This is a genomic window from Bacillus sp. EA-CB0995 (assembly GCF_055814245.1).
This window is the reverse complement of sequence record NZ_CP169269.1, coordinates 2,417,820-2,431,037: the sequence shown is the minus strand read 5'-3', so window position 1 is coordinate 2,431,037 and position 13,218 is coordinate 2,417,820. Positions and strand designations below refer to the sequence as shown.

The 13,218-nt window shown below is 37.2% G+C and carries 9 protein-coding genes and 6 pseudogenes; 2 read left to right on the top strand and 13 right to left on the bottom strand.

Annotated features, from left to right (window positions below):
* Positions 1–158: 158 nt before the first annotated feature.
* The 6 genes and pseudogenes from ACEWFJ_RS12660 to ACEWFJ_RS12635 all read right to left on the bottom strand — a co-directional run.
* Positions 159–278, bottom strand: a pseudogene (locus ACEWFJ_RS12660) (multidrug resistance efflux transporter family protein); the annotation flags it as partial.
* Between the two features lie 89 nt (positions 279–367).
* A pseudogene (locus ACEWFJ_RS12655) lies at positions 368–807 on the bottom strand (exosporium protein C).
* A 143-nt stretch (positions 808–950) separates the two neighbouring features.
* Positions 951–1,450: pseudogene (locus ACEWFJ_RS12650) on the bottom strand (GNAT family N-acetyltransferase).
* A 95-nt stretch (positions 1,451–1,545) separates the two neighbouring features.
* Positions 1,546–2,028, bottom strand: a complete 483-nt coding sequence (locus ACEWFJ_RS12645; RefSeq protein ID WP_098308637.1) for a GNAT family N-acetyltransferase — start codon at positions 2,026–2,028, stop codon at positions 1,546–1,548.
* 157 nt (positions 2,029–2,185) lie between these two features.
* Complete coding sequence (locus ACEWFJ_RS12640) at positions 2,186–2,752, bottom strand: GNAT family N-acetyltransferase (protein WP_473688777.1); 567 nt, start codon at positions 2,750–2,752, stop codon at positions 2,186–2,188.
* 14 nt (positions 2,753–2,766) lie between these two features.
* Positions 2,767–3,477, bottom strand: a complete 711-nt coding sequence (locus ACEWFJ_RS12635) for a nucleotidyltransferase domain-containing protein (protein WP_473692479.1) — start codon at positions 3,475–3,477, stop codon at positions 2,767–2,769.
* Between the two features lie 693 nt (positions 3,478–4,170).
* Between ACEWFJ_RS12635 and ACEWFJ_RS12630 the strand changes: the two genes are divergently transcribed.
* Both ACEWFJ_RS12630 and ACEWFJ_RS12625 read left to right on the top strand, forming a co-directional pair.
* Positions 4,171–4,932 (top strand): glycosyltransferase family 2 protein, encoded by a 762-nt coding sequence (locus tag ACEWFJ_RS12630; protein ID WP_429719878.1) that lies wholly within the window; start codon positions 4,171–4,173, stop codon positions 4,930–4,932.
* A gap of 240 nt (positions 4,933–5,172) precedes the next feature.
* A pseudogene (locus ACEWFJ_RS12625) lies at positions 5,173–5,463 on the top strand (IS4 family transposase); the annotation flags it as partial.
* A gap of 116 nt (positions 5,464–5,579) precedes the next feature.
* Here ACEWFJ_RS12625 and cuyA read toward each other — a convergent pair.
* From cuyA to ACEWFJ_RS12590, 7 genes and pseudogenes are all read right to left on the bottom strand, one after another.
* On the bottom strand, positions 5,580–6,578 hold the full coding sequence (gene cuyA / locus ACEWFJ_RS12620) for a D-cysteate sulfo-lyase (protein WP_473688776.1): 999 nt from the start codon (positions 6,576–6,578) through the stop codon (positions 5,580–5,582).
* A gap of 96 nt (positions 6,579–6,674) precedes the next feature.
* Positions 6,675–7,051: pseudogene (locus tag ACEWFJ_RS12615) on the bottom strand (RidA family protein).
* Positions 7,052–7,146: 95 nt separating this feature from the next.
* Complete coding sequence (locus tag ACEWFJ_RS12610; RefSeq protein WP_473688775.1) at positions 7,147–8,628, bottom strand: amino acid permease; 1,482 nt, start codon at positions 8,626–8,628, stop codon at positions 7,147–7,149.
* Positions 8,629–8,858: 230 nt separating this feature from the next.
* Positions 8,859–9,002: a helix-turn-helix domain-containing protein gene (locus ACEWFJ_RS12605; protein WP_473692477.1), complete on the bottom strand. Its 144-nt coding sequence runs from the start codon at positions 9,000–9,002 to the stop codon at positions 8,859–8,861.
* Positions 9,003–9,098: 96 nt separating this feature from the next.
* A pseudogene (locus ACEWFJ_RS12600) lies at positions 9,099–9,874 on the bottom strand (sigma-54 interaction domain-containing protein); the annotation flags it as partial.
* Positions 9,875–10,366: 492 nt separating this feature from the next.
* Positions 10,367–11,548, bottom strand: a complete 1,182-nt coding sequence (locus ACEWFJ_RS12595) for a MalY/PatB family protein (protein WP_473688774.1) — start codon at positions 11,546–11,548, stop codon at positions 10,367–10,369.
* Between the two features lie 234 nt (positions 11,549–11,782).
* Positions 11,783–13,213, bottom strand: coding sequence for an MBL fold metallo-hydrolase (locus ACEWFJ_RS12590; protein WP_473688773.1), 1,431 nt, complete (start codon positions 13,211–13,213; stop codon positions 11,783–11,785).
* Between the last annotated feature and the right edge of the window lie 5 nt (positions 13,214–13,218).

Sequence of the window (13,218 nt, the reverse complement as noted above, 5' to 3'; positions counted from 1 at the left end):
TAATTTTTTTATATTCCATTTCTATATTATCACACTTTTTTTAATATTTAATAAAAACTAAAAGAACAACTCAAAATACAAAGAGACTATATATGATAACAATCATTCATACTCTCTTTTATGCAATATAAAAAAGATGATCATATAAGATCATCCTCTCATGCTGTTATTTTTTCCTCTTTTTTCTCCATAACTGCCACATAACTATTTAAAATCATCCCAACTACAACAAGCCTCATTCCCACCCAAGACATAGTTGACGGAAATGAGGTTGATAATAATAATTTTCTTATAATCCTTCTTTCATTACCAAAAGGAAGGAGAAGCCCCCTCCCTACACAATATCCCAATTTATATTCATTATATATTATTTATCACGATCATGGTCGTTTGCTATAGCTAAAGCACTAAAAGACAGTGGTCCGACAACAGCTGCTGTTGTATTATTAGTAATATTCTCAACAATTACACGATACATATGAGAACCAGGTTTTAGATTCTTGTCTATAGCTTGAAATGTTACGATATAAAATTGTTCTGAGTCATTAGATTCTATCCCTTGTTGAGCCACAAAGATTTCTTGATCATCACGAAAAATTCTAAACACAACTTGAGCGATACCAGTAATCCCTTTTATACCAACAGTGAAAATCAGTTCCACATGATTTTCGCGCACATGTTTTCGCGGAATATGAACACGTAGTTCTGCTAATTTAACTTTTTTGGAGATTGTGGAATATTAAAAGCTTTTGTTTCATCTATCTTACGAAGCGGCTCTGTTGCTTGGTAATCAATAATTCGAACTATTCTAGTCACCTCCTCTACCTCTATTTTAAAATATGTGATAGAGATAGAGTTTACTTGGATATCTATCATTCTTCCAATTTTTTAATATTATAAAAACATTAGCTGAGCCAATTGAATCTACTTCACTTTTTTATGTATATTTCTTATAAAAATAACACCATATATTCTTCATCCCGATATATTTCACCAATTTTCAATGCCTTTTTTCTACACCATACGTTTCAAATCCAATTGAATGATATAATTTTTTAGCCCCAATATTGTCAGAAACAACCGATAAACCAATTTGTTCTATATTTAGAGTCTTTGCCTTTTTCACGATTTCGTGTATTAGATTACGTGCATACCCTCTTCCTCTGCTTTGAGAACTTACATACATCCCTACGATGTGTCCTTTATGGCGGAGTGCTGCTCTTGATTCTGTTAATAGTGTTACAATCCCCACTAAGTTATTCTCTTCATCAAAGGCCCCGAACGTATAGTTATCTTCTGCTCGTAAATTTTGTGCCGCTTGCTTGATTGGTTCTTTCTTTTGAACGGCTTCTTCATATGTAGTAACGTATGCCTCTGAGTTTTTCTGCAATGCTTCTAAACGTAAATTCCAATACTTTTCCGCATCAGTTTCAGTTAAGATTCTAATCATTATGCTACTTCCTTTCTTTTATGCAAAATTAGATATTTTCCTTTTATGTCATTAAAAATTTAAAGTTTACATAATATTATTATATGTATTTTGTATTATAACTCTAATCCATAGCTTTCTATAACAACTCCCATGTTTAACTTTCTTATCATGAATTTCTCTGGTTCTGTAATTTTCTCAAATCCATACTGCTCGTATAACGTATGAGCATCTTGTGTAACTAACATAAAGCGGGTGCCTTTCAGCTTTGGATGTTTTACAATTACCTCTATTAACCACTTGCTTAATCCTTTTCCTCTATATGCAGGTAAAATAAAGACATCTGCTAACCAAGAAAAGCGAACAAAATCTGTGATGACTCTTGCAAAACCTACTTGTTGATTCGTTTCGCTATCATATACACCATAACAAAGCGGCGAGTTTCTAATCGCTTCTACAACTAATTCTTTATGCATTCCTTTTGCCCAATAGGAATCATTACTGAGAAAACTATGAATTATATCAATCTGCAACAAATCTTTATTTGTTGAAATAAAATAACCATTATTTTTCTCTACATTTAAAGTAGTTCCCTTCATTTCAAGTTCCTCCTTATTCTACAAAGATAAAGGTAAATGTAAATGTTTCGGAATAGAGTCTAGAAATTCTGGTGTATGTTTCAATGTAATAGAATACGAATATTTTTTAAAATGTAATGTATCTGGCCATGTATTTATTACTTCAATAGATACTTTATTATTTTTGATAGTATATACTGTTATCACTCCGTAGCATTTCCATAAACTCCTCTTTCAGCATACTAAAACGATAACGATCAATAAATTCTCCTCGTCTCAGTCGATCTTTTCTCATTAATCCTTCACATACAAATCCAGCTCTTTCATAACTTTTCATTGCTTTCGTATTGTCTGCATCTACTCGCAGCCAAATTTTTTCTAATTTGAATTGTTCAAAGCCAACTTGCAGCATTTGATATAATGCTACTATCCCATATCCTTGTCCCCAATATCGCTTATCTCCAATCGCAATTCCTAGTTCTGCATTTTTATTTGCTTTATCAAAATTTTTTAAGTCTACCCAGCCAATATGCACACCTTCCTCAGAACAAATCGCTCTTTGTTCATACCCATTTGTTCGATTGATACACATTTCAATCCATCTTCTTGTATCTTCACATGTGAATGATGGATATTGATCTGGAACTACTAAATATCTCGTTACCTCTTTATCTAATGACCATTGATAGCGGTCTTCTATATCATCTAATGTTAATTCCCTTAATTGAATATTCGGTAAATTCATTGTGTAATTGCTCCTCACTTTTCAACCTTCCCAATACAAAAACCATCAAAGAGCCTTCCTCCATACATGTCTAAAATACCATTCACAAATACAATCACTTGCTCTTTCTCGCCTGTTTTATAAAATTGTTCAAACACTGCTACAAACTCTTCGGCAAACTGTTCATCATATTTCTTCAATGTCTTCATAAACCACTTCGATTGTCCCATCCAACAATTATTCATTCGTAAAATAAACTCATGAAGGAGAGTGGCAAGATGACTTACGATAAACAATTCATCTTCTCGTTTTGCTGCACCAATAAGGTCGTCTAACACATCTGTAATAAAATAACGTTTCTGCTGTATCATTTCTTTTGTCCAAGGTTTGGGCCCCTTTTCCAATAGGTACTGCGCCTCTTTTTTTATAGCTGGTATGATGCTCTTTGTATCTTTTAACACAATCCCTTCCACAACAAGCTGTGGCAAAGAAGGAAGACCACGTTTACAATCACTCGCAAAAAAATCTTTATAAGATGTAAAGTTGTGCACAAACACCTCAATAGGCCACCCGTGAGCTATGAAAGATTCACGATATGCAGACGGAAGCTTGCCATCAAAAATAATAATATCTAGATCCGAAGTTTTCGTTCCCTCTCCCCTTGCAATGCTTCCTCCTAAAAGAGCTGCATCACATGTTGGAAATTGAGATGCTAGAACTTGTTTAGCTGACTCCATTGGCCCCATTTTCATATATATCCCTCATATTTCGTTTTTATTTTTTGGCTCTCTCTGGCTTTTATCTAACACTTACGATATATTCGACGTCTATTTCTTTTTTTCCTATTTTTTATAAAAAAATATGGTATGTGAAATTATAAAAAATATGTACCCAAAATGTTACTCCTCTTAATCATTGTTTAGGCAGTAAAATTCCTCTTGGTACAGCCAACCATTAATAAAAGAATGACAAATTTCCCACTGATTGCAACTAAATCTTCATTTTGAAATTATCACATTTGTATAGGTACATCTTAAGTTACCTCGGACAAACTCTTAATGATCCTATACAGCTTGCTGTCTACTAAAACTATATTTTATTAGACTACGGTGGCATGCACTCTTCCCTCTCTTTAACCGCTCAGTTTAGCTGAAGGTTTTCATTTTAGTTGTAGAAAGATTTATGATATGTTAGTATACCTATTTCTGAAATTTAATTTACATATTTTTTATGGTACGTGAAATTATATAGGTTTGATTTAATAAAATATGTGGAAAAGAAATATGAATGAATTAACAACACAAGGTTTTTATTAGAGATTAAAAGACAATGTAAACTTTTTATTAATAGTTTACTTTCATTTTCGATAATACAACTCTATAAATGTTAATATATGTTATATATAGTAAAGATTAACTTTATGAAAAGGGGTGAGTATTATGACTGAAACAAACGAATCTTCAGGAGTCGATTTTAAAAAAGATGTGAAGTTTTCTATTATAATCCCTGCACACAATGAAGAAAAGTACATTAGAAAATGTTTGGATTCAATTGCAAAAGCATCAGAGGCATATAAAGATCAAACTGAAGTCATAGTTGTTTTAAATCGTTGCACAGATAAAACAGAGGAAATAGCAAAGTCGTATAACTGTATTACATTAAAAAATAACGATAAAAACTTATCCAAAATCCGAAATGCAGGGGCCGAAATAGCTAGCGGAGAAATAATCATTACTATAGACGCTGATACTCAAATGACAGAGTCTATGTTGTCTAATACAGACAAATATTTAGCTTCAGGTAAATACATTGGCGGCGGAGTAACTGGAAAGTTTGAAAGAATATCTTTAGGAATATTCGTTTCCGCAATATTAATAATAATCCCCTTGCTTTTTAAGTATGGAGCTATATCTGTAGGGATTTTTTGGTGCTATAGAAAAGACTTTATGGCAATCAACGGATTTAATGAAAACATGCTTATGGCAGAAGATGCAGATTTCGCTAAACGGTTAAAAAAATGGGGAAAGCAAAATAATAAGAAATTCGGTACAATTAAAAATGGAATGATAACTTCATGCAGAAGATTTGATAAATATGGAGACTGGGCTTTACTTAAAAATCCAAAAATAATCCTAGCCTATCTAAAAGGAAATGATAAAAAATACGCAGATAAAACATATTATGATAACCAAGAAAGATAACTGTGAAGATTCCTAAACAAATCATCATCAAATAAACTAGTGAAACAAGATAAATAAAATTTTAAAATAACTAAAAGAATCTTATTTATTTAGGATTCTTTTAGTTATTTTGAATGTAAACTTTTACATAGAAGTTTACACTCATTCCCTTAATTTTATTGAATTTATCGCAACTTACTCATTTTTCTCAAAGACAACTAGAAAAGTATACATTCAAAACGGAATAAATAAAGAAATCATATTAGTATTCTTCTTTGTTCCTCTACTATGTACAAAATGCGTCAACTACTCCTCATCAAGAAGAAACGAAAGCTAATTGAATATAAAACGGTCTATACCATCAAAAATTACTACCTACTTATATATCAATCTCTAAAACAAAATCCCCAAGAACTATCAAAGATCTTCCTTTGTTTGTTCAATCTCTTGCATAAAAATGGACGAAAGTCTCATCGTTACGAGAATAAAACCGTCTTTGATATCTTGGGGGTCATATATAACTATTCCGTATTTCGTAATAATGTGGCTTAAATAAAAAGATCGAAACCCGATAGGATTTATTTGTATGCAAATTTTTAAATAGTTTATATTAATTATTTAGAAAGCGAAAAAAAATCTAGTTGAATTTATTCTTAATTAAGCTTAGCTTAATGGGCAAAGAGCGAAGTATTGGCGTATAACGATGAGGCGCCGCCAGAGTGCACAAATAGGATGTTATCGTCCGGCTTAAAGATGCCTATTTGTATTAAATCAATGAGTCCCGCTGCTGCTTTACCTGTATATACCGGATCGATCAAAATCCCTTCTGTTCTTGCCATGAGCTTGACAGCTTCCACCATTTCAGGCGTAGGCAAAGCATAACCTGGTCCTACATACTCATCAAAACACGTAACAGCCTCACGAGGGATTGAATTTGGTATGCCAATGTGTGCTGAAGTTTCTTTAACAAGCTGAAAAACTTTCTCTTCTTGTTCCTCTTTTCCTCTGCTTACATTTATTCCGATTACCGGTATTTTACTTTGATTTCCATAAAAGCCAGTTACCAAACCTGCATGCATTCCCTCGCTACCGCTTACACAAACGACAGCATTCATATTAACTCCTTGATCAAAGGACTGTGCCAAAATCTCCTGAGCGCAAGCAACATATCCCGTTGCACCAATGACATTCGACCCCCCAACCGGAATTATATAAGGTTTATATCCCTCTTCCGTTACCTCTTTAGCTACTTTCTCCATTTCTTTCATCAAGTCCGTCCCATTAGGCACAACCTTGACTTTTTCAGCACCCAGTAAATGGTACAGGAAATAGTTACCATTAAAATTCGGCTCAGAATTTGTTAAAAGCCCCTCTTCCAATACAAGTATGCACTTCATTTTCTCTTTAACAGCAGCAGCCAGTGTTAAACGGCAATGATTTGATTGAATGCCTCCACATGTAATTAACGTATCCGCACCTTTTTCCAATGCATCGGCAACAAGAAACTCTAGTTTTCTTGTTTTATTTCCACCAGCTGTCAGTCCAAGTGAATCATCTCGTTTCATATAAATGGAAGGACCCCCAAGCACTTCAGAAAAATGATGTAATTTCTCAATGGGTGTATATGTTGGTGTATATCTCCGTCTAGGAAATTGTGCTAAATTCATATTAAATCTCCTCCTGTATTCTCTGTTTAAGACTAGCCATATATAAATTAAAGAAAAGAGAATATCAATCTGACGTTCTCTTTTCAATTATCATAATTAAATCATAGCAACCGCTTCGATTTCAATTAAAGCATCTTTAGGTAAACGAGCAACTTCAATCGCGCTTCTAGCCGGATAATTCTCGAAAAAAATTCTCCATATACTTGATTCATCACGGCAAAATGATTCATATCACTTAAAAAAACCGTTGTTTTTATTACCTGCTGTAAGTTTGCTCCCGCCGCTTCTATAACTTGCTTGAGATTCTCCAATGACATCCTTGTTTGCTCCTCGATCGTATCAGGCATTTCTCCGGTTTCAGGATGAATCGGTAGCTGTCCTGAAGTATACACTGCATTTCCTGCTTTAATACCTTGTGAATAAGGACCGATAGCCTTGGGAGCTTCTTTGGTTACGATTGATTCTTTTACCATGTAAACCACCTCTTTTTTTAATATAATCTCATTTAAACGGAATTTTGTTTCATGTTCCTCTGAAAATAAGCGCTGTACATTACACACAGCTTTCCCTAAGATTCTTTACGTTCAAAATCACATTCCATAAGAGGAACCACTTTTGTTTTCTTAATGATTTTATAACCAAGCCAGAGAAGTAAGAAAATAGGAAGACCAATATACGTCGCCAGAATTTCTGCCCAGCTAATTTGATGTCCGGAAAAAAGATTCTGTCCCAAAATAAAAACTACAAAAAATAACAGCGTGATAACCGGGCCTAACGGGTACCATTTGGCTTTGAACGGCAATTCATTTAAATCTCTTCCTTGTGCCACATATGCCTTACGAAAACGGTAATGACTGACAGCAATACCGAACCATTTGATAAATCCGGTAAGAGCAGAAGCATTTACCAGCCAAATAAAAACCGAACCATTTCCAAAAAGGGAAGCCAAAAAGGAGACAAGTCCTAAAATCGCCGTCGTGCATAAAGCCCACATGGGAATTCCCTTCCGGTTAAGCTGCGCAAAGATGCGTGGTGCCTTTCCTTCTTTTGCCAACGCCCATAGCATACGTGAAGACGCATACATTGCTGAATTCGCTGCTGATAAAACAGACGTAAGGAGCACGGCATTCATGATGGAAGCAGCAAATGCCAACCCAGCTCTTTGAAGAACGAGTGTAAATGGGCTAATAGAAACATTTTGAACGCCCGATTTAAGTAAGTTCGGATCTGTATAAGGGATAATCAAGCCGATAACAAAAATCGTCAACACATAGAAGATGAGGATTCGCCAAAAGATTGAACGAATCGCTTTTGGTACGTTTTTCGATGGATTATCAGTTTCACCAGCGGCCGTCGCAATCACTTCGGTTCCCTGAAATGCAAAACCGGCAATAAGCACTACACTAAAGATAGATATAACCCCGCCATGGAAAGGAGCATCTCCTTGTGTAAAGTTACTGAACCCGACCGCATGTCCTCCCATAATCCCAAAAATCATGGCAACCCCAATAACGAGAAACACGATGATCGAGATGACCTTAATACTGGCAAACCAGTATTCACTTTCCCCAAATGCCTTGACTGATAAAACATTTAAGATTAGCAACAACCCCAGAAATAGCGCGCTCCACAAAAGAGAAGATACGTTTGGAAACCAATACTTCATAATAAGGGTAGAGGCCACCAAATCCGCAGGAACCGTAATCGCGGTTGTATACCAATAGTTCCAACCTAACGCAAAGCCTAACGCAGGATCAACATACTTTGAGGCATAGATGTCAAAGGCCCCTGGGACCGGTAAGAAAGCCGATAGCTCTCCCAAACTATTCATGACAAAATAAACCATGATTCCGACCAGAATGAATGCAACAAGCGCTCCTCCCGGCCCTGCAGTGCTAATCGTTGATCCGCTGGATACAAACAATCCCGTTCCAATAGCGCCGCCAATAGCCATCATCGTTAAATGTCTAGACTTCAGCTTCCGTTGTAATGATCCGTCTGAATTTCGCTTTTCTAGAACGTTACTTAACTCTGCTTCTAATTTCCCCATAGCATGACCCCCTATTTACTCATAGTTCAAATACAATTTGTATGCTGGCGTATCTGGCTGTTTATCTCTCTTGTTTAATTTTTGGAAATTTCAGTTATTTAAAAAGATGTCTCTCCTTCTTTTGTCCTCACCCCTCTCTAAAAATACAGGCGAGAAAATGATATAAGCACTCTCCCTCTTGAATTTCAATTAACTTTTAATCAAGAAAAATAGTTATCTTTTTAATGAAGTTAACATAATTTATATTTTTCCAACTTGCGATAAAGAGTAGACAGGCTAATCTGTAGTTCCCGAGCAATTTGTTCTTTATCATTTCGATATTTTTCAGCTAGGAAGTAGCTCTGGATTACGTCTTTTTCATATTCTGAAATCATTTGTTCTAAACTCAATCCCCTACTCTCGACTGAGAGATGATCCTTTTGAAATACATAGTCAGGTAAATCATGGAAGCCGATAATATCTGATTCGGCCATATTGACCATATATTCTACAGCGTTTTCTAGCTGCCGTATATTCCCCGGCCAGTCATAGTGTATAAGCCATTGCTCCAGCATGGGATCAAGTCTCAGTGGATACCTTTGCATGATCTTGCAATGTTTATGAATGAAATGTTCGAGATACAAGGTGATATCATCACGCCGCTCTCGCAAGGGTTTAGTATGGAGGGGGATGACATTGAGACGATAGTATAAATCCTCGCGAAAAGTTCCGTTCTGCACCATTTCTTCCAGGTTTCGGTGAGTGGCCGCAATCACCCGTACATTAATCCCGATTGCTTTTTTCCACCGATTCTTTCAATCTCTCTTTCCTGTAAAACCCGCAATAATTTTGGTTGCATGAAAAGGGGCATATCCCCAATTTCATCAAGAAAAATGGTTCCATTGTGCGCTAATTCGAATTTCCCTATTTTTCCATTCCGTCTTGAGCCGGTAAATGATCCCCCCTCATAACCAAACAACTCACTTTCCAACAAACTTTCAGGTATGGCGGCGCAATTGACAGCTACAAATGAATGCATTCGGCGCTTGCTTTCAAAATGTATCGCTTTGGCTAATAATTCCTTCCCCGTACCACTATCTCCCCTAATCAGGACAGTAGATGGACTGTTTATAATCCGTCTTGCTTTTTTAATCACATCTTGAAGCCCAGAATCTTTACCAAGAATGTTTTCAAAAGAAATGGCTTTCGGAGGGGTCGGGATATCCTCTTGAATTTTACAACCCGTTTCTTTATTAAGGTCCAGCATTGCTAATTTATTGACTAACAATATACTGACATTGCTTAAAAACTGTATCAGCTTCTCTGCTTCTATAAGCATTTTTTCCTTTTGTTCATGGGAAAAACCAATCATGCCGATGACGCCAACTGTTTTTTCTTGCTTTACAATAGGAAAACCGATGGTAGCGAGTTCTTTGCATTGATTCACGAATTTACAACTCATGCATTGCGACTCATCTTTTTTTACATCATAGATCACTCCAGGCTCTCCTGTTTCTAATATCATTCTGAAAAAGGAGCCTTCCGGAGCCGCTCTGCCAATGAGCTCTTTATAATAGCCAGTCCCGCTAATGCGAACGCCCTTTTCATCAAGCACAGTTATATCCAAACCAAGGATTTCTGCCGTGTTCTCAGCGTAGTCTTGAATAAATTGCTGTATGCCAATAAAGCCTGCCATATTATCCTCCTTTGCTATAGCGTTATATGGAATAATAAAACCATTTTATCATGAAATAACTTACTAAGCCTTGCACAAAGAAGCGACAGCTTTTTCTATTTCACCCAGCGCATTTTTTAACATCGAACGCGGGCAAGCAATATTGAGCCTCATAAATCCTTCACCTTCCATACCGAAGATGTATCCTTCATTCATTGCAACTCGTGCTCTACGTAACATAAATTCATCCAATTCTTTAACTGAAAAACACAATTCCCGGCAATCCAGCCATACAAGGTATGTGCCTTCTGGCTGGATGACGTTGATTTGCGGAATATTGTTGCTGAAGTAACTCAGAGTGTACTCCAAATTCCCCTGCAAATATTCAAGGAGTTGATCCAGCCATTCTTCTCCGTAGCGGTAAGCAGCCTCTAACGCAACAACGCCAAATATGTTTGGCGAACCCATGGATAATGTATGAAGTTCTTGATCGTACCTATCGCGCAGCTGCTGATTTGGAATAATAATACTTGCCGTCTGCACACCCATCAGGTTAAAAGTTTTACTTGGCGCAATGCAGGTAAGGGAGTGATTCGCAAACTCTTCTGCAATAGACGCAAAAGGAATGTGAGTATGTGGCTTATAAACAAAATCAAAATGAATTTCATCTGCTACAACAAGAATGCTATGCTTCATACAAAGCTGTCCCAATCTCGTCAATTCTTCTTTGCTCCATACCCTTCCGATTGGGTTATGAGGACTACATAGAATCAACATTTTTACCGTTGAATCTATCTTTGCCTCTAAATCTTCAAAATCCATGGAATAACGCCCATTTTCAAGCATAAGCGGGTTGTTTACAATTTCACGGCCGTTCGCTTCGATTACACGGGCAAAATGATGGTATACAGGCGGTTGGATAATAATTTTGTCCCCTGGTTTCGTAAAAGACTGAATCGCCAACGATAAGGCCGGAATCACGCCTGGGCTGTGAGTAATCCATTCTTTTTCAACGGACCATCGATGTCTTCTTTCTAACCAGCCAGCAATGGATTCCATATACGAGTCTGATCTAAGTGCGTAGCCATATACACCGTGCTCCACCCGCTGTTTTAACGCTTCGATAACAGGCTGCGGAGACTGGAAATCCATATCGGCCACCCACATTGGAATAACATCCTTTACACCAAATTTATTTTCAAGACTATCCCATTTCTCGCAGTCAGTGCCCAATCGACAGATTTCTTGGTCAAAGTTATATTTCATCCAGTATCTCTCCTTCTCATGTTTGCTTATGCATCCTACTTCTTTACGTAATTTATATAAGCAATTATCATGCCAACTTATTTCCCTTATAAAATCGCCTTATTTTTATAGAATTTCTTGATTGAATTCCGAATACTGCGATGCTAATTTTGAAAACCCTTTCATTTCAAGTGTTAGCAAATTTGCAATCATGGTAAATATTTTCGCATGTATGATAAAATCCAAAGATTGCATTTAAGCATCTCTAGTGGATAGCATCTTCTTCTGTTTCATCCATTCCTCATAACCGCCCACAAGGCTTTGTACTTCTTTAAAACCATGAACTTGCAGAAGGCTTGCAGCGATAGCAGATCTTCCGCCAGTTTTGCAATAAACTAAAATTGGTTTATCATGCGGAATGTTATGTGCCTGTTCCTGCAGATGACCGAGCATCACATGCTTCGCTTGCGGAATATGGCCTTCCTCCCACTCGCCCATGCTTCGGACATCAAGTACATATATGCGTTCTGTATGAAGAACGCCAGCTATCTTGTCCATTGTCACTTCTTCATACTTCATCACATGAGAATCAGCCTCGTCTGCCTGCTCAATGACATTTGGTTCCATCGTTGCAACAATGCGATCCAATCCAATAGACTGGAGATCATTCACAATATCTCCCACATCACCATTGCTTGCTAGAAGATATATAGGCTGATTATAATCCAACAGCCATCCCGCCCAAGTTACAAATGATTTATTATAAGGGATATTAATCACGCCCCGTATATGCTTAGCGGCAAATTCACTGGCTGGACGCGTATCAATGACAATTCCCTGTTTCGTCCATTCTTGTACAATATCTATCGAAACCTTCATACGAAACGGTACCTCTATTCTTTGGATTTGCTGCGTCCCCTCTTTATTCAAGCGCTTCATCATTGAAAAATAAGGGGGCGCCTCCGGCTGTCCAACCAACAGCGCTTCTATAAAAAGATCCTCATTATCATATTGCAATGCCCAATTTGTCTGTTTTTCATAGCCGATGGTTGACGATGGGATTGCTCCTAACGCTTTTCCACAGGCACTGCCCGCTCCATGTCCCGGCCATACTTGCAGGTAGTCAGGAAGGTTTTTAAGCTGCTGTAAAGACCGATACATCATACGTGCCATTTTTTCTGAGGAACCGTGTACCCCTGCGGCTTTTTCTAATAAATCAGGACGCCCCACGTCACCGACAAACACAAAATCTCCGGTAAATATGCCAATCGGTTCCTTGGTAGATGCACCGCCATCTGTTACGAGCAGTGATATATGTTCAGGAGTGTGTCCTGGTGTATGCATCACCTCAAAATTGATATTTCCAATGGCAAACACATCTCCATTTCTCAAAAAACAGTGTTTATACCCAGATGCATACTCGTACCTCCAGTTCGCTCCTCCTTCATCAGACAAATACAATGTAGCTCCAAGCCTTGAAGCTAGCTCCTGCGAACCAGACAAAAAGTCCGCGTGGATGTGTGTTTCCGTTACACCCACAATCCGCACGCCATGAGCTCTTGCCGTTTTTATGTAAGGTTCTATATTACGCGACGGATCAACAATGATCGCTTCGCCGGTATCCTGACACCCCACAAGGTATGAAGCTTGAGCTAGTTTCTCATCATAAAAGTATTTGAGTAGCATAAGTC

What these genes read in the sequence shown, in the direction of transcription:
- ACEWFJ_RS12645 (WP_098308637.1), bottom strand. Translation starts at nt 2,028, where the DNA reads ATGAAGGGAACTACTTTAAATGTAGAGAAAAATAATGGTTATTTTATT.
- ACEWFJ_RS12640 (WP_473688777.1), bottom strand. Translation starts at nt 2,752, where the DNA reads ATGAATTTACCGAATATTCAATTAAGGGAATTAACATTAGATGATATA.
- ACEWFJ_RS12635 (WP_473692479.1), bottom strand. Translation starts at nt 3,477, where the DNA reads ATGGGGCCAATGGAGTCAGCTAAACAAGTTCTAGCATCTCAATTTCCA.
- ACEWFJ_RS12630 (WP_429719878.1), top strand. Translation starts at nt 4,171, where the DNA reads ATGACTGAAACAAACGAATCTTCAGGAGTCGATTTTAAAAAAGATGTG.
- cuyA (WP_473688776.1), bottom strand. Translation starts at nt 6,578, where the DNA reads ATGAATTTAGCACAATTTCCTAGACGGAGATATACACCAACATATACA.
- ACEWFJ_RS12610 (WP_473688775.1), bottom strand. Translation starts at nt 8,628, where the DNA reads ATGGGGAAATTAGAAGCAGAGTTAAGTAACGTTCTAGAAAAGCGAAAT.
- ACEWFJ_RS12605 (WP_473692477.1), bottom strand. Translation starts at nt 9,002, where the DNA reads ATGATTTCAGAATATGAAAAAGACGTAATCCAGAGCTACTTCCTAGCT.
- ACEWFJ_RS12595 (WP_473688774.1), bottom strand. Translation starts at nt 11,548, where the DNA reads ATGAAATATAACTTTGACCAAGAAATCTGTCGATTGGGCACTGACTGC.
- ACEWFJ_RS12590 (WP_473688773.1), bottom strand. Translation starts at nt 13,213, where the DNA reads ATGCTACTCAAATACTTTTATGATGAGAAACTAGCTCAAGCTTCATAC.